Source organism: Pseudomonas sp. YL2, assembly GCF_023063025.1.
GTDB lineage: Bacteria > Pseudomonadota > Gammaproteobacteria > Pseudomonadales > Pseudomonadaceae > Aquipseudomonas > Aquipseudomonas putida_A.
On record NZ_JAJSLU010000020.1, the window covers coordinates 109,463 to 128,919 of the forward strand.

The 19,457-nt window shown below is 61.0% G+C and carries 19 protein-coding genes; 8 read left to right on the plus strand and 11 right to left on the minus strand.

Annotated elements, in window-relative coordinates:
- Positions 1-38 precede the first annotated feature (38 nt).
- From LVD08_RS23870 to LVD08_RS23880, 3 genes are read left to right on the plus strand one after another with little or no spacing between them, the layout of a single operon-like run.
- Positions 39-725: a hypothetical protein gene (locus LVD08_RS23870; protein WP_247269409.1), complete on the plus strand. Its 687-nt coding sequence runs from the start codon at positions 39-41 to the stop codon at positions 723-725.
- 50 nt (positions 726-775) lie between these two features.
- Entirely contained in the window at positions 776-1,174 is a 399-nt protein-coding gene (locus LVD08_RS23875; protein WP_247269410.1) for a YbaY family lipoprotein, read from the plus strand.
- Positions 1,175-1,195: 21 nt separating this feature from the next.
- Positions 1,196-1,885 (plus strand): DUF4197 domain-containing protein, encoded by a 690-nt coding sequence (locus LVD08_RS23880; protein WP_103368423.1) that lies wholly within the window; start codon positions 1,196-1,198, stop codon positions 1,883-1,885.
- Positions 1,886-1,948: 63 nt separating this feature from the next.
- Here LVD08_RS23880 and LVD08_RS23885 read toward each other — a convergent pair whose 3' ends face one another.
- The 3 genes from LVD08_RS23885 to LVD08_RS23895 form a co-directional block, all read right to left on the minus strand.
- Complete coding sequence (locus LVD08_RS23885) at positions 1,949-2,344, minus strand: DUF6124 family protein (RefSeq protein ID WP_027611012.1); 396 nt, start codon at positions 2,342-2,344, stop codon at positions 1,949-1,951.
- Between the two features lie 994 nt (positions 2,345-3,338).
- A complete protein-coding gene (locus tag LVD08_RS23890; RefSeq protein ID WP_096795818.1) occupies positions 3,339-6,407 on the minus strand; it encodes an efflux RND transporter permease subunit in 3,069 nt (1,022 codons plus the stop codon).
- 6 nt (positions 6,408-6,413) lie between these two features.
- On the minus strand, positions 6,414-7,514 hold the full coding sequence (locus LVD08_RS23895) for an efflux RND transporter periplasmic adaptor subunit (RefSeq protein WP_247269411.1): 1,101 nt from the start codon (positions 7,512-7,514) through the stop codon (positions 6,414-6,416).
- A 94-nt stretch (positions 7,515-7,608) separates the two neighbouring features.
- Between LVD08_RS23895 and LVD08_RS23900 the strand changes: the two genes are divergently transcribed.
- Positions 7,609-8,244, plus strand: coding sequence for a TetR/AcrR family transcriptional regulator (locus tag LVD08_RS23900; protein WP_247269412.1), 636 nt, complete (start codon positions 7,609-7,611; stop codon positions 8,242-8,244).
- Positions 8,245-8,348: 104 nt separating this feature from the next.
- Here LVD08_RS23900 and LVD08_RS23905 read toward each other — a convergent pair whose 3' ends face one another.
- The gene (locus LVD08_RS23905) at positions 8,349-9,131 is read right to left on the minus strand and encodes a class I SAM-dependent methyltransferase (protein WP_274621277.1); all 783 of its coding nucleotides are present in this window, start codon (positions 9,129-9,131) and stop codon (positions 8,349-8,351) included.
- A gap of 93 nt (positions 9,132-9,224) precedes the next feature.
- Here LVD08_RS23905 and LVD08_RS23910 point away from each other — a divergent pair, with 93 nt between their 5' ends.
- Positions 9,225-9,845, plus strand: coding sequence for an energy transducer TonB (locus tag LVD08_RS23910; protein ID WP_247269419.1), 621 nt, complete (start codon positions 9,225-9,227; stop codon positions 9,843-9,845).
- 4 nt (positions 9,846-9,849) lie between these two features.
- Here the strand turns inward: LVD08_RS23910 and LVD08_RS23915 are convergent, their stop codons facing one another.
- The 7 genes from LVD08_RS23915 to ppc form a co-directional block, all read right to left on the minus strand.
- Positions 9,850-10,542, minus strand: coding sequence for an extensin-like domain-containing protein (locus LVD08_RS23915; protein WP_247269413.1), 693 nt, complete (start codon positions 10,540-10,542; stop codon positions 9,850-9,852).
- 2 nt (positions 10,543-10,544) lie between these two features.
- Entirely contained in the window at positions 10,545-11,381 is an 837-nt protein-coding gene (locus LVD08_RS23920) for an isocitrate lyase/PEP mutase family protein (protein ID WP_247269414.1), read from the minus strand.
- Positions 11,382-11,414: 33 nt separating this feature from the next.
- Positions 11,415-12,275, minus strand: coding sequence for a DUF72 domain-containing protein (locus LVD08_RS23925; protein ID WP_247269415.1), 861 nt, complete (start codon positions 12,273-12,275; stop codon positions 11,415-11,417).
- On the minus strand, positions 12,275-12,583 hold the full coding sequence (locus LVD08_RS23930; RefSeq protein ID WP_003222071.1) for a hypothetical protein: 309 nt from the start codon (positions 12,581-12,583) through the stop codon (positions 12,275-12,277). The genes LVD08_RS23925 and LVD08_RS23930 overlap by 1 nt, the downstream gene beginning before the upstream one ends.
- Before the next feature lie 256 nt (positions 12,584-12,839).
- The gene (gene tsaB, locus LVD08_RS23935) at positions 12,840-13,514 is read right to left on the minus strand and encodes a tRNA (adenosine(37)-N6)-threonylcarbamoyltransferase complex dimerization subunit type 1 TsaB (protein WP_103368433.1); all 675 of its coding nucleotides are present in this window, start codon (positions 13,512-13,514) and stop codon (positions 12,840-12,842) included.
- Between the two features lie 93 nt (positions 13,515-13,607).
- A complete protein-coding gene (gene adk, locus LVD08_RS23940) occupies positions 13,608-14,258 on the minus strand; it encodes an adenylate kinase (protein WP_102900560.1) in 651 nt (216 codons plus the stop codon).
- Positions 14,259-14,547: 289 nt separating this feature from the next.
- Positions 14,548-17,178: a phosphoenolpyruvate carboxylase gene (ppc, locus tag LVD08_RS23945; protein WP_096795809.1), complete on the minus strand. Its 2,631-nt coding sequence runs from the start codon at positions 17,176-17,178 to the stop codon at positions 14,548-14,550.
- 213 nt (positions 17,179-17,391) lie between these two features.
- Here ppc and LVD08_RS23950 point away from each other — a divergent pair, with 213 nt between their 5' ends.
- From LVD08_RS23950 to LVD08_RS23960, 3 genes are all read left to right on the plus strand, one after another.
- Complete coding sequence (locus LVD08_RS23950) at positions 17,392-17,736, plus strand: hypothetical protein (protein ID WP_003222064.1); 345 nt, start codon at positions 17,392-17,394, stop codon at positions 17,734-17,736.
- Between the two features lie 366 nt (positions 17,737-18,102).
- Entirely contained in the window at positions 18,103-18,507 is a 405-nt protein-coding gene (locus LVD08_RS23955) for a DUF4398 domain-containing protein (protein ID WP_007964219.1), read from the plus strand.
- Between the two features lie 56 nt (positions 18,508-18,563).
- Positions 18,564-19,352: an OmpA family protein gene (locus LVD08_RS23960; RefSeq protein WP_007964218.1), complete on the plus strand. Its 789-nt coding sequence runs from the start codon at positions 18,564-18,566 to the stop codon at positions 19,350-19,352.
- Positions 19,353-19,457 lie beyond the last annotated feature (105 nt).

Here is a 19,457-nt window from a genome sequence, read left to right on the forward strand (position 1 = left end):
AATAGGCTCACTCCACCAATCACGATACGGATATCGAGATGAGCCTGTTAAACGAAGAAACTTGCACAGTAATCCTGGACTTCCGTCTACCGCCCGAATTCCACGCACCTGCCGATGGTGTCAATGAAACCATTGTCAGCGTCAAAGTTTTCAATTCCCAATCGCCTGTTAACATCAAGGACTGGCACCGTGCTGCGATCTTCGACGCCGGCTGGAAATTTGACTTCCCTCATCACTACGGCGATGTAGGCGTCAGGTACCAAGTCAATGTGCAGATCCTTCATGACCAAATACCCTTGCTGATCGAGCAGGACTACTTCGTCACTGTCAACAACACTCCCCATCGCCAAACCCTGCACCTGAGCCCGATCGGTTTTCTATATGTCGAGGCTCAAGAAGCCGAAATTGTTGCGCCAGAAGAAGCGGTCACCATCAGTCTGCATGAAGCAGAGTCTCCCGAAGTTGAGCTGGTGCATGTCAAACAAGACGAACAGTCAGTCTCCGGTTTTTATCTGAAATATGATCCTGACAGCGTTATACCCGGTAAACGCTATGCACTGACGGGTATTGAAAACCGCTACCATCAACGTCTTGTGATCTCACCTGAACAAGTCGAACTGGCTCCCGCGATGCCCAGCACAAGCGCGCTGTCGTTTCATAAATTGATGCAGTGGCTGGAAAAACCCTTACGTTTGTTCACTGACGCTGGCACCAAAATCCGCTAGATTTCCTTCGGCGCCGGGATTCTTCCGGCGCAACCGTCTCAGAGGCCCCGATGAAAAAACTCACCCTTCTCGCCGCAGCCACCCTGTTGAGCGCCTGCCAGTCGACCACCCCCGCCGGCAAAGTCGGCCTCGACGGCGAAGTGTTCTACCTGCAACGCATCGCCCTGCCACCGAGCGCGACTTTGAGCGTGAGCCTGCAGGACGTATCGCTGGCCGACGCCCCGGCGGTGGTCCTCGACGAACAGAAAGGCCCGGCCAAAGGCCAGGTGCCGCTGCCGTTCCACTTGAGTTACGATCCGGCCCAGGTCAAACCCGGCCACCGCTACTCGGTCAGCGCGCGCATCGAAGTCAACGGCGAGTTGATGTTCATCACCACCGAAAACCACGCCGTGAAACTGGACGGCAACGATCCGCAGCCGCTGAAAATCCGCGTCGACGCCATTCGCTAATTGTCTTTCAAGGAAGCTGCCATGCTCCGCCCTACCCTTCGCTTCGCCGGCCTGTGCGCGGGCTTGATGATCTCTGCCAGCGCCCTGGCACTGTCGCTCAGCGACCTCTCGCAACAAGACGCCACCGGCGGCCTCAAGGACGCCCTGACCCAAGGCGCGCAAATCGCCGTCAAACAACTCGGCACCCCGGGCGGCTTCAGCAACAACCCGGAAGTGAAAATCGAACTGCCGGGCAAACTCGGCAAAGTCGCCGGCAAGATGAAAGCCTTCGGCATGGGCGCCCAGGTCGACGAACTCGAAACCGCGATGAACAAGGCCGCAGAAAGCGCCGTAACCCAGGCCCAGCCGATCCTCGTCGACGCCGTGAAGAAAATGACCGTGGCCGACGCCAAGGGCATCCTCAGCGGCGGCACCGACTCGGCCACCCAATACCTGGACAAAACCAGCCGCGAACAGATCCGCGCCAAGTTCCTGCCCATCGTCAAACAAGCCACCGACAAAGTCGGCGTCGCACAAAAGTACAACGCCTTCGCCGGCCAGGCCGCGACCTTGGGCGTGGTGGATGCGAAAAGCGCCAACGTCGAAAACTACGTCACTGAACAAGCGCTCAATGGCCTGTTCGAAATGATCGGCAAACAGGAACAAACCATCCGCAAGAATCCGGCTGCTGCAGCGACGGGGCTGGCGAAGAAAGTGTTCGGCACCTTGTAATTTTTGCCGTTGCACGCAAAAGCCCGCTGAACCCGTGAAGGTCAGCGGGCTTTTTGTTGCGTGTCAGCCTTGCGGATCGACTTGATCGAGGACGCGGTTAACCGACAGCTCCGCGAGCGAAATCATCTGCTGGATACCGAGAAGCTGACTGCACGTCGGGCCGCTCAGGGTAAACGCCAACTCACTGGCCATGACATTGGCCGAGGCCAGCGTTTCACAGGCATGGGCCAGCAGGGTCTCGGAATCGACTTCGGGGAGAACAGTGAAGATTGTGCTGGGCTGAGTGACGGGTTTGGGCTGTTTTTCAGGCTGGGGCAGGAGGTAGTGATCGAGCGCACGCAGGGCTGCGTCGTGGAGCTTGCGCGAGTCAAGGAAGGCGTAGGGCGAGACGGGGTCGGTTGGCCGTTCGGGGGTGGTTTCGGGTGCGGATTCGGGGGGATTCGGGGTGTGTTTGAACATGGTGGAACTCCTGAAGTAGTGGAGCCGCCACCGTTCGCTGCGAAACGAATGTAGGGTGGCAGCTGTACGCAGGTTCGCAGACCGGGACTTCAGGCACCCGGCATACCCGAAGGTATCCCGCGCACAACCGCCATGACACAGGCATAAAAAAGCGCCCGCTTTCGGATGATGGACGCTGTGCGTCTGAAGTTTAACCGGGCTGCGAAACCCGGTCGCTGATTTTTGCAGCGACAGACTCAGGCTAGAGATCGCGCTTCCGACGGGCAACCTGAAAACCTTGTGGGAAGGTTCTGGTTATCTGGAACATTTTTAAACAGACCAAAGAGGTTGGGTGGCTGGGCGGGCCTCTTCGCGAGCAAGCCCGCTCCCACAGTGGGATTGGCTGCGGTCAGTGGGAAATTGGTCGGCTGTCAGGCCGCCATCGCGAGCAGGCTCACTCCTACAGTGGGGTTGGGTGCAGGCAGTTGGAGATTGGTCGGCAGTCAGGCCGCCTTCGCTGGCAAGCCAGCTCCCACATTTGGATTGGGTGCAGGCAGTTGGAGATTGGTCGGCTCGAAGGCCGCCATCGCGAGCAGGCTCACTCCTACAGAAAAGCAAAGCAGTCCAGACAAACCGCATGCTTTTCACCACTCAAATGGCCGAGTGTCAGCTCGCCGAAAGCTCTTGATCTTGCCGTGCCGGCCCCTTCGGCAGGCTGAGTGGAGGGGTTTATCCGGGGGTGGGAGCGCAGCGACCGTTTGGCGCAGCCAAACACATCGAGAGGAGGTGCAGCGAAGCAAACCGGAGGCGATGCCCCCGGATGAACCCCGCAACGAAGGAACCCGAGCCTAAGCGAGGGCCGTACGCCGGGGCCAAGACCTTTGCTTCCTTTGGGGCGTTTGCCAAAGGGAGTCGCCGTAAGGGCGAAACCGCCAGCCGCAACCCCCGAAGAAACGGATATAAACCCAAAACCCCAAGAACCTGGTCGGCCCAAAGGCCGCCAAGTCCAAAACCATCAAGCGTCGCGACGCACTCGGAACCAGGCCGCATACAAAGCAGGCAAAAACAAAAGCGTCAAAGCCGTAGCCACAATCAACCCCCCCATGATCGCCACCGCCATCGGCCCGAAAAACACACTGCGCGACAAAGGAATCATCGCCAGCACCGCCGCCAAAGCCGTCAAGACAATAGGCCGAAACCGCCGCACCGTCGCCTCGATAATCGCCTGCCAAGGCTTGAGACCAGAGGCAATATCCTGCTCGATCTGATCCACCAGAATCACCGAGTTGCGCATGATCATCCCCGACAGCGCGATCGTCCCCAGCATCGCCACAAACCCGAACGGCTGGCGGAACACCATCAGAAACAACACCACCCCGATCAACCCCAGCGGCGCCGTCAGAAACACCATCGCCGTGCGCGAGAAACTGCGCAATTGCACCATCAGCAACGTCAGCACCACCACAATGAACATCGGCACCCCGGCATTCACTGACTTCTGTCCACGCTCCGAATCTTCAACCGTACCGCCAACATCCAGCAGATACCCGTCAGGCAATTCGGCACGGATCGGATCCAGCGTCGGCTCGATCTGCTTCACCAGCGTCGCCGGCTGCTCCTTGCCGTAAATGTCGGCACGCACTGTCACGGTCGGCAGACGATTACGGTGCCAGATGATCCCTTCCTCAAACCCGTACTCCAGCGTGGCAATCTGCGACAGCGCCACACTGCGACCGTTATCGGTCGGCACCGCCAGACTCGGCAGCAACGTCAACTCGGTGCGCTCATGCACCGTGCCGCGCAGCAGAATCTCGATCAACTCGTTGTCCTCGCGGTACTGGCTGACACTCGAGCCGGTCAGCGAACTCTGGAGGAATTTCGCCAGATTGGCCGTGCTCACACCGAGCGCCCGCGCACGATCCTGATCGATGTTCAGGTACACCACTTTGCTCGGCTCTTCCCAATCCAGGTGCACGTTGACCACATGCGGATTCTCGCGCACCTTGGCCGCCACTTTGCGCGCCAGCGCACGGACTTCCTCGATGTGTTCACCGGTGACGCGGAACTGCACCGGATAGCCAACAGGCGGGCCGTTTTCCAGACGCGTGACCCGCGAACGCAGGGTCGGGAATTGCTCGTTAAGGGTCTCGATCAACCAGGTGCGCAGGGTCTCGCGCTCCTCGATATTTTTCGCCAACACCACAAACTGGGCGAAGCTCGCCGCCGGCAGTTGTTGATCCAGCGGCAGGTAGAAACGCGGCGAGCCGGTGCCGACATACGCCACATAGTTATCGATGCCGGCGTGATCCTTGAGCATCGCCTCCAGGCGTTTGACCTCGGCCGTGGTGTTGGCCAGCGACGCGCCTTCAGCGAGTTTCAGATCGACCATCAACTCCAGTCGATTGGAGGCCGGGAAGAACTGCTGCGGGACGAAACGGAACAGCATCACCGACGCAATAAACAGCCCCACTGTCAGCACAATCACGGTTTTGCGGTGCGCCACGCACCACTCCACCAGACGTCGAACCCGTTGATAAAACGGCGTGCCATACGGGTCGGCTTGCCCGTCAGTCGTGCCATGTTTGGCCGCATGAATCTTCGCCAGATCCGGCAGGAGTTTTTCCCCCAGATACGGCACAAACATCACCGCTGCCACCCATGAGGCGAGCAACGCGATGGTCACCACCTGGAAGATCGAACGGGTGTATTCGCCAGTGCCGGACTGCGCGGTGGCGATCGGCAGGAAGCCGGCGGCGGTGATCAGCGTACCGGTAAGCATCGGGAACGCAGTGCTGGTCCAGGCGTAGCTCGCAGCCTTGATCCGGTCGAAGCCCTGTTCCATTTTGATCGCCATCATTTCCACGGCGATGATCGCGTCGTCCACCAGCAAGCCCAGCGCCAGCACCAGCGCGCCGAGCGAGATCTTGTGCAGACCGATGCCGAGGTAATACATGCAGGCGAAGGTCATCGCCAGCACCAGCGGAATGGTCAGCGCAACCACCATGCCGGTGCGCACGCCGAGGGAGAAGAAGCTCACCAGCAATACGATCGCCAGCGCCTCGACCAGCACCTGGACGAACTCGCCGACCCCGGTTTTCACCGCTGCCGGTTGGTCGGACACCTTGCGCAGTTGCATGCCGGCCGGGAGGTTTTTCTGCAGGCGCGAGAACTCGCCTTCCAGCGCTTTGCCCAGTACCAGAATGTCGCCGCCATCCTTCATCGCTACTGCGAGGCCAATGGCATCTTCACCCATGAAGCGCATGCGCGGCGCCGGTGGATCGTTGAAACCGCGATGCACATCGGCGACATCGGAGATGCGGAACGTCCGGTCACCGACGCGGATCGGGAAGTTCTTGATCTCCTCGACCGTCTGAAAATTCCCCGAAACCCGCAGTTGTACACGCTCGCTGCCGGTTTCAAAGAAGCCGGCGGTGGACACCGCGTTCTGCTCTTGCAGCGCTTGCTGCACGGCCGCCAGTGGCAAGCCAAGGGTGGCGAGTTTAACGTTGGACAACTCGACCCAAATCTTCTCGTCCTGCAAACCGAGCAGATCGACCTTGCCGACATCCTTGACCCGCTGCAGCTGGATCTGGATGCGGTCGGCGTAGTCCTTGAGCACCGCGTAATCGAAACCGTCGCCGGTCAGCGCATAGATGTTGCCGAACGTGGTGCCGAATTCATCGTTGAAAAACGGCCCTTGAATATCCGGCGGCAAGGTCTGGCGAATGTCGCTGACCTTCTTGCGCACCTGGTACCAGAGGTCAGGGATTTCCTTGGAATGCATCGAGTCGCGGGCAATAAACGTGACCTGCGACTCACCCGGGCGGGAGAACGACACGATGCGTTCGTACTCGCCGGTTTCCATCAATTTCTTTTCGATGCGTTCAGTGACCTGACGCGAGACTTCCTGCGCGGTCGCCCCCGGCCAGCGGGTCTGAATGACCATGGCCTTAAAGGTGAACGGCGGGTCTTCGCTCTGGCCGAGCTTGGTGTAGGACAAGGCGCCGACGATGGCCAGCAAAAGCATCAGGAACAGTACGATCTGGCGATTACGCAGCGCCCATTCGGAAAGGTTGAAGCGCATCGGGACTTACTCCTTGTCCGCCAGATTGACCACACGGTTGGAGCGATCCACAGGCCGCACCTGCTGACCTTCGAGCAATACGTGAACACCAGCGGCCACCACCCAGTCGCTGGCGTTGAGGCCTTCGAGCACCGGCACGCTTTTCTCGCCGAACGAGCCGATGCGCACCGGGGTCTTTTTCAGGGTGTTGTTGGCGTTGACGACCCAGACGTAGGTCGCGCCGTTCTCGGCAGTCAGGGCCGAAAGCGGCACCGACAGCGGCACAGCATCCGCCGATTGCACGAACACCCGGGCGCTCTGCCCGAGCTCAGCCGGGACTTTGCCGCTGGTGAACGAGATGCGCGCGGCGAAAGTGCGGGATTTCGGGTCGGCTGCCGGCGACAGTTCACGGATCTGCCCGGCGAAGCGCTGGTTCTGCTGCGTCCAAAGTTCAACGGTCACTGGCTGGCCGACCTTGAACCGCCCGAAGCTCTGCTCCGGCAGGCTGATCGACACTTCGCGCTCGCCATCAGTAGCGAGGGTGAACACGGTTTGCCCGGCGGCAACCACTTGCCCGACTTCCACCGAACGCTTGGCCACCACGCCGTCCTGCGGCGCGCGCAACACGGCGTAACTGGCCTGGTTGGTCGAGACGTTGAATTCGGCCTTGATCTGCTTGAGGCGCGCTTCGCCGGAACGGTAGAGGTTTTCCGCGTTGTCGTAGGCCGAACGGCTGACCATCTGCCGTTCCATCAAGGTTTTGTAGCGGTCACGCTCGGCGCGTACCAGATTCAGATTGGCTTCAGCGGCAGCGACCTGTGCGCGGGTGGCTTCCAGTTGCAGGCGCACATCCTGCGGATCGAGCTCGGCCAGTGGCTGATCGGCCTTCACGCGCTGGCCTTCTTCGACCAGCCGTCGGCTGACTTTACCGCCGATGCGAAACGCCAGATCCGGTTCGTAACGGGCGCGAACCTCGCCCGGATAACTTTCCATCGCCTGCGCCGAAGGCTCTGGCTGCACCACCATGGCCGGTCGAACGCTGACTTGCGTCGCCTCTTCCTGACCGCATGCGGACAATAAAACAGCCAGGCTGACTGGCACGGCAAACGACAACGCATGGCGGAACATGGTGACGGACCTTTCGCTAATGGTGCTTGGAATATTTATACTGGCCGGTATGGTATTAATAGCAAACTCACCAGTCCAGTATTAAAAGCGAAGAATGTCGAACAATCTTGCAGCTCCAAACGGCCCGGGCCGTCCGAAGGATCCGGCCAAGCGCCGGGCGATCCTCGACGCGGCGAAAACCCTGTTTCTGAGTCACGGCTACGCCAACACCAGCATGGACGCAGTCGCCGCCGAGGCTGGCGTGTCGAAACTGACGGTTTACAGCCACTTCAACGACAAGGAGACGCTGTTCTCCTCCGCGGTGATGGCCAAATGCGAGGAGCAGTTACCGCCGTTGTTCTTCGAATTGCCCGCCGGAATCCCCGTGGAAAATGTGTTGCTGAACATTGCCCGAGGCTTTCATCAGCTGATCAACAGCGACGAGTCGGTGAATCTGCATCGCTTGATGATGGCGCTGGGCACGCAGGATCCGAAGTTGTCACAGATTTTCTTCGACGCCGGTCCCGAGCGCATGGTGCAAGGCATGGAACGGCTGCTTAAACGCATCGACGAGACCGGCGCGCTGAGCATCGACCTGCCGCGTAATGCGGCCGAGCATTTCTTCTGCCTGCTCAAGGGTGCGGGGAATTTTCGTTTGCTGTATTGCTGCGGCGAGCCGCTGAGCGAAGAAGCGGCAGAGAGTCATGTGCAGGAGGTGGTGGGGTTGTTCATGCGGGCTTACAGACCCTAGAGACCTGGTGATTGGTCTACCCCCTTCGCGAGCAAGCTCGCTCCCACATTTGAAAGGCATTCCAATGTGGGAGCGAGCCTGCTCGCGGAGGGGGCGGCGCGGTCTCAAGCCTTGAGCGCTTTCTTCGGGTAGATGTCATACCGGCTCGACTTGCCTACCAGCCCATGGCTCGGCTTCGGCCCCTCGATGCACGGTGCCTTGCGCGGGCGCTTGACCACCACCCGGTGTGTCGCCAGGGCCAGCGCCGCTTCGAGCAATGCCGGCGCATCCGGATCATCCCCGACCAGCGGCCGGAACAGGCGCATTTCCTTCTTCACCAGCGCGGTTTTCTCGCGGTGCGGGAACATCGGGTCGAGGTAGACCACCTGCGGCGGCTCGCCCTCCCAGTTGCGCATGACCTCGATCGAGTTGCCCTTGAGCAGCTTCATCCGCGCGACAATCGGCGCCACATCGAAATCTTCCGCCGCCCGCGCCAGACCATCCTCCAGCAACGCGCCGATCAACGGCTGACGCTCGATCAGGCTCATCTCGCAACCCAGACTGGCCAGCACGAACGCATCCTTGCCCAGCCCCGCCGTGGCATCCAGCACCCGAGGGCGCACGCCTTGGGCGATGCCGACCGCCTTGGCGATCATCTGCCCGCTGCCGCCGCCGTACAGACGCCGGTGCGCCGCGCCCCCCTCGACAAAGTCCACCCGCACCGGTCCCGGCGCATCCGGGCCGAGCTGTTGCAGCTGCAAACCCTGCTCGCCGACCTGCAAGGCGAACTCGCCGTCGTCCTCCTGCAGCGGCAGGCCCAGGCGCTCGGCCCATTGCTCGGCTTGCGCTTCAAACGTCGGGCCGAGGGCCTGGACATGGATGCGGCAGGCCGCGGGTTGCTCAATCATGAAAACACGCTCAAAAAAGTTAAGGATCGGCAAAAAGTGGCCGATAAACCAATCAACGCGCATTTTGCCAGAGCTGAGCGTCAACCGAAAAAAATGTCAGGCATTCTTCCCACATCGATTGGCTACATTTCGCCCAAGGGCGACTTCAGCCGTCATAACACTCAAGCATTGGGCGGCGTCAGTCACCTGTGGCAGGATTTCTTTGCCCAGGCTCTGGCCGAACAGACGAGTGATGTGGTGCCAGCCTGTGGCACCTTTCCACCGGTTGACCTGAACAGCCCGGAAGAACCGACCCTGGGCAGCGAGCTGCACGCGCACATCGTCGAACAGCGTCAGTGCGACGTGGTCGAGACCGAAGTGCGTCCGCCGGAGCCGCTGTTCCTGCCGATCGCCGAGTTCGAAACCGATCTGCTGGACAAGCCGTTCCCACCGTTCCCGCCAGAAGAACTCAAGGCTCAGCAAGAGCAGCAGGACTTCGATAGCAGCTGGGTTCGCCCGATCGTGATCAACAACGGTCAGCCGCTTCCCGAGCCTGGCCCGGCGCCGCAGAAGAAGCCGCTGTACCTGCCGATTGCCGAATTCGACCTCGACCTGCTGCAAAAACCTTATCCGCCGTTCCCGCCGGAAGAAATCGTCGAGCAGCAGAAGGCTTTGGACTTCGATAACGGTTGGGCGCGCCCGATCGTCCTGCAGAACCTGCGCCTCGCCGCCTGATCCCTCAGCGACACACGCTCCAGCGCCCGACATCGACATGAAAGTGATTGCGGTGGGCGGCGTTGTAATCCGGACTCAACACCACACTGAACGCCTCACAGGCGCCATCGCGCACCTGACGCAGAAACTGCGCATCCTGATTCTGTTTCGGCCAGTCCTTGAGCACGCTGATGCTGCGCCCGTCCGCCAGACGAAAACCGGCAATGTCCAGCGCATCGGCACTGGCATGCCGACTGAGCGCCCCGCTCTCGCGGTTATAGACATTGCGACAGGCAAAGCTGCCGAGGTGATCAAGGCGCGCCACCCTCTGCCCGTAAACAGATTGCGCGGCGGGTTGCAGGCTATGCCGTTCAAACATCGCGTAAGCCACCGCCAGCGGGCAACTGGCGAGGAAGCTGCCGCTCAGCGCCACCTCGCCGCCCTGCACGCGCACGGTGCCGATCAGCGGGCACTTGGCATCGGGACTGTCGGCTTGCGCGGTGACGCGCAGACCCGAGTTGCTCAGGACTTGTGCGCATAATTCGGGATTGCCGCGCAGGCGCATCAGCTTGAAACCGGTCAGCCAGTTCGGCGCGGCCTTCACGTCCAGCGGCGCCCACGGGTTCCACTCGGCCGGCACATCGAGCCAGCCGCGCCAGACGCTGAACACGGCACCCGCGATGATCAGCAGTAGCGACAGCGCGATCCAGCGACCCATGCTCAGCCTTTGAAAAACTGATTGGCCTTGGCGTACGGCATCGACTGCGACGTAAAGCCGAAGGTGCCGCGCTGCTGGATCTCTTCAGCCGCGCGGAAGAACTCGCCGAACGCTGCCAAGGCCAGCGCCGAGCCGGTGCTGATCCTGCGCACACCCATTTCTTCCAACTCCCGTACGGTCAGTTTCAAACCGCCGGACATCAACACATTGACCGGCTTCGGCGCCACTGCGCGCACCACCGCCAACACCTCTTCGGCGCTGCGCAGACCCGGCGCATACAGCACGTCGGCACCCGCCTCGGCAAAGGCTTGCAGGCGGCGAATGGTGTCGTTGAGATCGGGATTGCCGTGCAGGTAGTTTTCCGCGCGGGCAGTCAGGATGAAGGGAAATGGCAGCGTGCGCACCGCAGCGACGGCGGCCTCGATGCGTGCAACGGCGTGTCCGAAGCAGTAGATCGGTGCGTCGGCACGGCCCGTGGCATCTTCGATCGAACCGCCCACCGCGCCGGCCTCGGCCGCACGCAGCAAGCTTTTGGCGCACTCGGCCGGGTCATCGGCGAAACCGTTTTCCAGGTCCACCGCCACTGGCAGATCGGTCGCCGCGACAATCGCCCGGACGTTGGCCAAAGTGTCATCGAGACTCAGGGCGCCGTCAGCCTTGCCCTGGGAAAACGCGTGACCGGCGCTGGTGGTCGCCAACGCCTGATAGCCCAGACTGGCGAGCATCTTCGCCGAGCCGGCATCCCACGGGTTGGGAATCACGAAAATCCCCGCACCTTCATGCAGGGCCTTGAAGGCCTGGGCTTTGCGGGTTTGTTCTTGAAGGGCGTGGGCGTCCATCGGCAGGCTCCTGGGCAGGGGAAAAATCCGCCTTCAGAGCAAGCCGAGTTGCTCGGCGGCGGGTTCTCTGTATAGCTCAGGCAGGGATGGCAGGCCAGGCAAACGTTGCATCAATTGTGCGTGAAAACGTTGCGCCAGCTTCGCCGCCATGACGTTGTCGGCGGTGTGCAGGAAGATGTACGGCGTGCGGCCCTCTTCGATCCACTCGGCGATTTTCGTCACCCACGGCACCAGGAACGGATCATTGGCTTCCAGCTCCGGGTGGCCGATAAAGCGCACCTGCGGGAACTGGGTAAACGCCGCCGGCCGCGTCGGCACCCGCGGCTTTTTCGATTGCGCGTGGATCACCGAAGACTCGGTCGACAGGCAACTGAACAGCGCCCGTGGATCGAGGCAGATGCGCTCCACGCCACGGTCGAGCAGCAGACGATTGAGCAGGCGTTCGCTCTCGCCCTTGGCGAAGAACTGCTCGTGACGCACTTCCACCGCCAGTGGCCGGTCCAGCGCGTCGATGAACGCGGTCAGCTCCGGCAGACGATGCGGGGTGAAGCTTTTCGACAATTGCAGCCACAGCGGCGAAACACGTTCGCCGAGCGGGCTGAGGAGGTTTACGAACGTTTCGGCGGCGGTCAGTTGATCGCGCAGATCACCGCTGTGGCTGATGTCGCCGGGAAACTTGGCGGTGAAGCGAAAGTGTTCGGGCATGGTCTCGGCCCAGCGCTGCACGGTGGCCGGCGAGGGGCTGGCGTAGAAGGTCGTGTTGCCTTCGACGGCATTGAATACTTGGGAGTAGAGAGCGAGGAAGTCGGAGGTCTTGGCGTCTTCGGGGTACAGATACTCGCGCCAGGCGTTTTCGCTCCAGGACGGACAACCGAGGTAGTAAGGCAGATCCATCAGATGTACAGATCGAGGCCCAGCACGTCCGCATCCCAATCGACAAAACCGGCGGTGCTCAGGTAGCTGGCCAAGGCCATCGCTACGCTTTTGCTCATGGCGCGGTGATAAATCATGTCTTGCTGACGGGCGGGCAGATTGGCCAGGCGTTGTGCGGAGGCTTTGGCAGCGCGGGCGGCCAGTTGCTCTTCAGTCGGGAATTCCAGCTCGCCATCGATATCGTCGACGGACTCATCCAGCGCCACATTGCCTTTGCGAGGCTTGCGCTTGATGGGGTAGGACTGAGAGGAAAGGCCGTCTATACGCATAATTTCATGCTCGGTATCGATGATGGCAATTTAGCGGCACTTGACCGACTTAGCAAATTGCCGAGTGATAACTAGAACACATAAAGCGCAAAAGGTTTAAAGCCCGGGGTTGGAAACTGACGATTGGCAGTGACTTTAAGTGAACACCGGACCTGTGGGAGCGGGCTTGCTCGCGAAATCGGTGTGTCAGGCACCTGGATAGAGACTGACATGGCCTCTTCGCGAGCAAGCCCGCTCCCACAGGTTTTGTGGTGAATCAGCGAGCCTTGGGGGTGGCGACTTTGTCGCGCAGGTAAACCGGTTGCGCGTCATCGGCAGGGATCGACTCGCCGCGTTCCCAGGCAAACCGCGCCAAGGTCAGCAGGTCTTCGGCGTGAGGCAGCATGCCGGCATCGGAGCCGGTGAGGTTGACCGCGATCCGCTCGCCATAGCCCCAACCGGTACCTGCACCGAACCACTCACCGCTGGCATCGCCCGGCAGCGCCGCGACTTCCGGCGGCAGTACCGCCTCGACGCCGACCAGACGCATCTCGCCAGCCGTTTCGCGGTAGCAGCCCCAATACACTTCATCCATCCGCGCATCGATAGCCGCCGCGACCTGGCTCACGCCGTGTTCGCGATACGCACGTTGCGCCAGGACGGCGAGGTTGGACACCGGCAGCACCGGACGATCCAGCGCGAACGCCAGACCTTGCACCACACCGATTGCGATCCGCACACCGGTAAACGCACCCGGCCCGCGACCGAACGCGATGGCGTCCACCGCTTGCAGCGTGGTGCCGGCATCGGCCAGCAGTTGCTGGATCATCGGCAGCAGCTTCTGCGCGTGCAGACGCGGGATCACCTCGTAATGACTCGTGACCTTGCCGTCATGCAGCAAGGCAACGGAGCAAGCTTCGGTCGCGGTGTCCAGGGCCAGCAAGGTGCTCATCGATGTATCCAAAACAGGTGAGGGAAAAAGTGCGTCAGTATAAACAACTACGGCCCGCAAGCGGGCCGTGGATGATGCAGCCAATCAGCTTTTTCAGCTCAGCGCTTCAAGCACCTTGGCGGTGATCGCTTCAACCGAACCAACGCCCGGAATGTGGCTGTACTTTGGCTTGCCAGCGTTTTTGGCGGACAGGCTCTGATAGAACTCCACCAGCGGCTTGGTCTGCGAATGGTAGACCGACAGGCGATGACGCACGGTTTCTTCGGTGTCGTCCTTGCGCTGCACCAGCTCTTCGCCAGTGATGTCGTCTTTGCCAGCGATTTTCGGCGGGTTGTAGACGATGTGGTAAACGCGGCCGCTGGCCTCGTGAACGCGACGACCGGCGATACGCTGAACGATTTCTTCGTCTTCAACCGCGATTTCAACCACGGCGTCCAGCTCGACACCGGCAGTTACCAGCGCTTCGGCCTGTGGAATGGTGCGCGGGAAACCGTCGAACAGAAAGCCGTTGGCGCAGTCTGGTTGAGCGATGCGATCCTGCACCAGCGCGATGATCAGGTCATCCGACACCAGGCCGCCGGCATCCATGATGCTCTTGGCTTGAACGCCCAGCGGAGTGCCAGCCTTGACCGCTGCACGCAGCATGTCGCCGGTGGAGATTTGCGGAATGCCGAATTTCTCGGTGATGAACTTAGCCTGAGTACCTTTACCGGCCCCGGGAGCTCCCAGCAGAATGACGCGCATCGATGTGCTCCTCAATTTTTTATATAGAAAACAACGGGATTCGCCTCTTTGGGCCAATCTTAAAAAACGGGTCGTGGCCGCACAAACGGCCAAAGGCTGATCAAGATACACAGCAGGCTGCGCCCACACAAGACGCCAAAAGTCGGAGAAACCGGCGCCCGCCGCGACCTCGCGACGCGGTAACCCAAGTCGCAACCCCATCACTAACTGTCGCCTGACCGCACTTTCTCTCTGTGTACAAAGCGGCACCCGGCCTGTGCACCGGGTGCCTGATGCCACCGCAAAAACCTTAGCCGGTATTGCGCAACCCGGCGGCAATCCCCGCCACAGACACCAGCAGCGCCTGCTCCACCGGGCTGCCCTGCTCGACATTTTGCTGCCGTGATCGGGCCAACAGCTCGGCCTGCAATAGATGTAGCGGATCAAGATAAGTGTTGCGCAGACGGATGAATTCCAGGGTGTCCGGGCTATGTGCCAGCAGCTGCGACTGCCCGGTCAAGCCGAGCACCACCGCACACGCCTGCGACAATAGGTCGCGTAACTGCGCGCCCAACGGCAGCAAGTCCGGCTCGACCAGACGCTGGTCGTACGACAGCGCGATGTCAGCGTCGGCCTTGGCCAGAACCATTTCCAGCATGTCGATACGGGTGCGGAAGAACGGCCACTGTTCGCGCATCTGCCCGAGCAGTTCGCCTTCGCCGCGCTCCAGCGCCTTGCTCAACGCAGTTTCCCAGCCGAGCCACGCCGGCAGCATCAGCCGCGTTTGCGTCCAGCCGAAGATCCACGGAATCGCCCGCAGGCTCTCGATCCCACCGGCACGGCGCTTGGCCGGACGGCTGCCAAGGGGCAAGCGCCCCAGTTCCTGCTCCGGCGTCGATTGGCGGAAATACTCGACGAACTGCGGATTTTCACGCACCACGGCGCGGTACGCGGCGACGCCATCGGCGGCCAGTTCATCCATCAGGTGTCGCCATTCGGGCGTCGGTGGCGGTGGTGGCAACAACGTCGCTTCGAGCACGGCAGCCAGATACAGATTGAGGTTCTGCTCGGCGATGTCCGGCAGGCCGAATTTGAATCGAATCATTTCGCCCTGCTCGGTGGTGCGGAAGCGCCCCGCCACCGAGCCCGGCGGCTGCGACAGAATCGCCGCGTGCGCCGGACCGCCGCCACGGCCCACGGTGCCACCGCGACCGTGGAACAACAGCAGTTCGACTTGCTGCTCGCGGCAGATCTCCACCAGCCGCTCCTGCGCGCGATATTGCGCCCACGCCGCCGCGGTGGTGCCGGCGTCCTTGGCCGAGTCGGAATAACCGATCATCACTTCCTGCGGGCCTTGCAGCCTCGCGCGGTAGCCCGGCAGCAGCAACAGACGCTCCATCACCGGCCCGGCGTTGTCGAGGTCGGCGAGGGTTTCGAACAGCGGCACCACGCGCATCGGCCGCAGCACGCCGGACTCTTTCAGCAGTAGTTGCACCGCCAGCACGTCGGAGGCGGCGCCCGCCATCGAGATCACGTAGGAACCCAGCGAGGCGCCCGGTGCGGCAGCGATTTCCTTGCAGGTGGCGAGCACTTCAGCGGTGTCGGCGGACGGTTTGAAATGCGCCGGCAGCAGTGGGCGACGATTGCTCAATTCGCGGGTGAGGAAGCTGATGCGCTGCTCTTCGTCCCAGTCTTCGTAGCGACCGAGGCCGAGGTAATCGGTGATTTCGGTCATTGCCGAACTGTGCCGCGTCGAATCCTGGCGCACGTCGAGGCGCACCAGGAACAGGCCGAAGGTCACCGCCCGACGCAGGCAATCGAGCAACGGCCCATCGGCGATCACGCCCATGCCACATTCGTGCAGCGAGTTGAAACACAGTTCCAGCGGATCGAGCAGATCGCGGTTGTTGTGCAACACGTCGGCTGGCGGTGGCGTTGTTGCGCTCAGCGAGGCGTGCGCCCAGTTGCGCGTGGCGCGCAGGCGTTCGCGCAATTGCTTGAGCACCGCCCGGTAAGGTTCGGCGCTGTCGCCGGCCTTGGCCTTGAGCGCATCGCTCGCCTGCTGCATCGACAGCTCGGCCGCCAGGTGATCGACATCGCGCAGATACAGGTCGGCAGCCATCCAGCGCGCCAGCAACAGCACTTCGCGGGTCACTGCGGCCGTGACATTCGGGTTGCCGTCGCGGTCGCCACCCATCCACGAGGCAAAGCGAATCGGCGCCGCCTCCAGTGGCAAGCGCAGGCCCGTCGCTTCATACAGCGCCTTGTCGGCCTTGCGCATATGGTTGGGAATCGCCTGCCACAGCGAATGCTCGATCACCGCAAAACCCCATTTGGCTTCATCGACCGGAGTCGGCCGGGTGCGGCGGATTTCTTCGGTGTGCCAGGCTTCGGCGATCAGTCGTTGCAGGGTGTTCTGGATCTGTTCGCGTTCGGCGCTGGTCAGATCGCGATGATCCTGCGCGGCCAGTTGCGCAGCGATCGCGTCGTACTTCTGGATCAACGTGCGCCGCGCCACCTCGGTCGGGTGGGCAGTCAGCACCAGTTCGATTTCCAAGCGCGCCAGTTGCCGCGCCAGGGATTCGGCGCTGTGGCCTTCATTGCGCAGGCGCGCTAGCAGTTCCGGCAGTACGCGAGACTCGAACGGCGCCGGTTGCGACTCTTCGCGGCGATGAATCAATTGATACTGCTCGGCGATGTTCGCCAGGTTGAGGAACTGGTTGAACGCCCGCGCCACCGGCAGCAGTTCGTCTTCGCTCAACTGATTGAGGCTGGCGCTGAGTTCGGCGTCCATCGAGCCACGGCGGTCGGCCTTGGCGCCCTTGCGGATCTGCTCGATCTTGTCGAGAAATTCCTCGCCGTACTGGTCACGGATGGTATTGCCCAACAGCTCACCGAGCAGGTGAACGTCCTCGCGCAAGCGTGCATCAATATCGGTCATCAGCAGTTCTCCAGCGGTAATCGGGACGGCGCAGAAACGAATGCTTTGCCCAGAGAGTGCCGCTCTACGGCGCTTCTTACAAGCAGACGACGAAGGGACTTTAAACCTTGTGGCTTGAAGCTAGTCTCAACAGTAAGCCGTACAACGGCTTGCCGCCGGCCCCGCCGGACACTCACCCAGGCCTGCCACGAGCAGGCGCGAAATGAGGTCATCATGAAAATTCGTGAACTCGCCCAGCATTGGGAAGAAAACGCCAAGGGTCGCCTGACCGACACCGGCTACACGATTCATCTGGACGTCGAGGCCGCTGCGCGACTGGCGGCGATCGCCGAGATGTACCCCAAACGCCACCCGGAAGAACTGCTCGGCGAACTGATCGGCGCCGCGCTCGAAGAGTTCGAGGCGAGCCTGCCGTATGTGAAAGGCTCGACGGTGGTGGCGACTGATGAGGAAGGTGATCCGCTGTATGAAGATGTCGGGCCGACACCGCGGTTTCTGGCGCTGTCGAGGCGGCATCTGCAGGATTTATCCGCCGCTGCCGGCAAGCAAAAGCACTGACACAACAAAGATCAAACTGTAGGAGTGAGCCTGCTCGCGATAGCGGTGTATCTGTAGCTTTTGATGCTGACTGACACAATGCTATCGCGAGCAGGCTCACTCCTACAGGGTCGTGTTTCCTTTTGAAAAGTTGTCTGACTTTTCCCCGCGCGTACCTCTCCCCGCCTCCAAAGTTCCCGGTTTAGAGCCTTGTCCGTCTGGTCAAAAAAAAATTTGGCGATAGGCCATCTTTTCTGAACTTTTGAAAAACGCCTCCGGTCGGAAGCTGTAACCACGCCTGGAACGAGCGTTTCAAAAACGCGCTTTTACACGACGCTTGCGGCTCCTCGACCAGGATGGATTTTCGGTTTTATCAGGAGTTAAACAATGGAGTTGAAGACCATGAAGACCCAAACCTCGTTCTCCCACCTGCGCGGTCTGAAACTGGCTGCTCTGGCTATCGGTACCAGCTTCGTTCTGGCCGGTTGCGCCGGTAACCCGCCGACCGAGCAGTACGCCGTGACTCAATCGGCCGTCAACAGCGCCGTCAGCGCCGGTGGTACCGAGTTCGCTGCAGTGGAAATGAAGCAGGCTCAGGACAAGCTCAAGCAAGCCGAAATTGCCATGCACGACAAGAAGTATGAACAGGCTCGCACCCTCGCCGAGCAAGCCGAATGGGACGCTCGCGTAGCAGAACGCAAGGCTCAGGCTGCCAAGGCCGAACAGGCTGTGAAGGATTCCCAGAAAGGTGTTCAGGAACTGCGTCAGGAAAGTCAGCGCACCGTGCAGTAAGCGCGCATCCCGAATCGCAAAGCTGAAACTTTTATCGATAGAAAGGACGACAAATTATGCGTAAGCAACTGATGATCCCCGCTCTTCTGGCCGCAAGCGTTGCCCTGGCTGCCTGCTCTACTCCGCCTAACCCGAACCTGGAACAGGCACGCACCAACTACGCCGGCCTGCAGGCCAACCCACAGGCAAGCAAAGTCGCTGCCCTGGAAACCAAGGACGCCAGCGACTACCTGGACAAGGCCGACAAGGCTTATCTGGACAAGCAAGACGCAGCCAAGGTTGACCAACTGGCCTACCTGACCAACCAGCGCGTGGAAGTGGCCAAGCAGACCATCGCCCTGCGCACCGCTGAAAACAACCTGAAAAACGCTGCCGCGCAACGTGCCCAAGCGCGTCTGGACGCTCGTGATCAGCAGATCAAACAACTGCAGCAGAGCCTTAACGCCAAGCAGACCGATCGCGGCACCTTGGTGACTTTCGGTGACGTGCTGTTCGCCACCAACAAGGCTGACCTGAAATCCAGCGGTCTGGTGAACATCAACAAACTGGCGCAATTCCTTCAGGAAAACCCTGATCGCAAAGTGATCGTCGAGGGTTACACCGACAGCACCGGCGCGGCTTCGTACAACCAGTCGCTGTCCGAGCGTCGTGCCACCTCGGTACAAGTCGCTCTGATCAAGATGGGCGTAGATCCTTCGCGCATCGTGGTTCAAGGTTATGGCAAGGAATACCCGGTTGCCGATAACAGCAGCGTTTCCGGTCGTGCAATGAACCGTCGTGTGGAAGTGACCATTTCCAACGACAACCAGCCAGTGATGCCACGTTCGGCGGTCAGCTCGAACTAAGCAACACGCGCTAACGCAAAAGCCCCGCCCCCGTGGTCAGGCCGGGGGTTTTTTTGGCTTTCACAATCCCCCTGTGGGGGGGGGGGGGGCAGAGCGAAGAGGCGG

Bases quoted from the DNA above. Each gene is read 5' to 3' on its own strand.
- LVD08_RS23915 (WP_247269413.1), bottom strand. From the start codon at position 10,542: ATGGGTCGCTGGATCGCGCTGTCGCTACTGCTGATCATCGCGGGTGCC.
- LVD08_RS23960 (WP_007964218.1), top strand. From the start codon at position 18,564: ATGCGTAAGCAACTGATGATCCCCGCTCTTCTGGCCGCAAGCGTTGCC.
- adk (WP_102900560.1), bottom strand. From the start codon at position 14,258: ATGCGCGTCATTCTGCTGGGAGCTCCCGGGGCCGGTAAAGGTACTCAG.
- LVD08_RS23895 (WP_247269411.1), bottom strand. From the start codon at position 7,514: ATGTTCCGCCATGCGTTGTCGTTTGCCGTGCCAGTCAGCCTGGCTGTT.
- LVD08_RS23955 (WP_007964219.1), top strand. From the start codon at position 18,103: ATGGAGTTGAAGACCATGAAGACCCAAACCTCGTTCTCCCACCTGCGC.
- LVD08_RS23900 (WP_247269412.1), top strand. From the start codon at position 7,609: ATGTCGAACAATCTTGCAGCTCCAAACGGCCCGGGCCGTCCGAAGGAT.
- LVD08_RS23880 (WP_103368423.1), top strand. From the start codon at position 1,196: ATGCTCCGCCCTACCCTTCGCTTCGCCGGCCTGTGCGCGGGCTTGATG.
- LVD08_RS23920 (WP_247269414.1), bottom strand. From the start codon at position 11,381: ATGGACGCCCACGCCCTTCAAGAACAAACCCGCAAAGCCCAGGCCTTC.
- LVD08_RS23885 (WP_027611012.1), bottom strand. From the start codon at position 2,344: ATGTTCAAACACACCCCGAATCCCCCCGAATCCGCACCCGAAACCACC.
- LVD08_RS23925 (WP_247269415.1), bottom strand. From the start codon at position 12,275: ATGGATCTGCCTTACTACCTCGGTTGTCCGTCCTGGAGCGAAAACGCC.
- LVD08_RS23870 (WP_247269409.1), top strand. From the start codon at position 39: ATGAGCCTGTTAAACGAAGAAACTTGCACAGTAATCCTGGACTTCCGT.
- LVD08_RS23910 (WP_247269419.1), top strand. From the start codon at position 9,225: ATGTCAGGCATTCTTCCCACATCGATTGGCTACATTTCGCCCAAGGGC.
- ppc (WP_096795809.1), bottom strand. From the start codon at position 17,178: ATGACCGATATTGATGCACGCTTGCGCGAGGACGTTCACCTGCTCGGT.
- LVD08_RS23890 (WP_096795818.1), bottom strand. From the start codon at position 6,407: ATGCGCTTCAACCTTTCCGAATGGGCGCTGCGTAATCGCCAGATCGTA.
- LVD08_RS23950 (WP_003222064.1), top strand. From the start codon at position 17,392: ATGAAAATTCGTGAACTCGCCCAGCATTGGGAAGAAAACGCCAAGGGT.
- tsaB (WP_103368433.1), bottom strand. From the start codon at position 13,514: ATGAGCACCTTGCTGGCCCTGGACACCGCGACCGAAGCTTGCTCCGTT.
- LVD08_RS23930 (WP_003222071.1), bottom strand. From the start codon at position 12,583: ATGCGTATAGACGGCCTTTCCTCTCAGTCCTACCCCATCAAGCGCAAG.
- LVD08_RS23875 (WP_247269410.1), top strand. From the start codon at position 776: ATGAAAAAACTCACCCTTCTCGCCGCAGCCACCCTGTTGAGCGCCTGC.
- LVD08_RS23905 (WP_274621277.1), bottom strand. From the start codon at position 9,131: ATGATTGAGCAACCCGCGGCCTGCCGCATCCATGTCCAGGCCCTCGGC.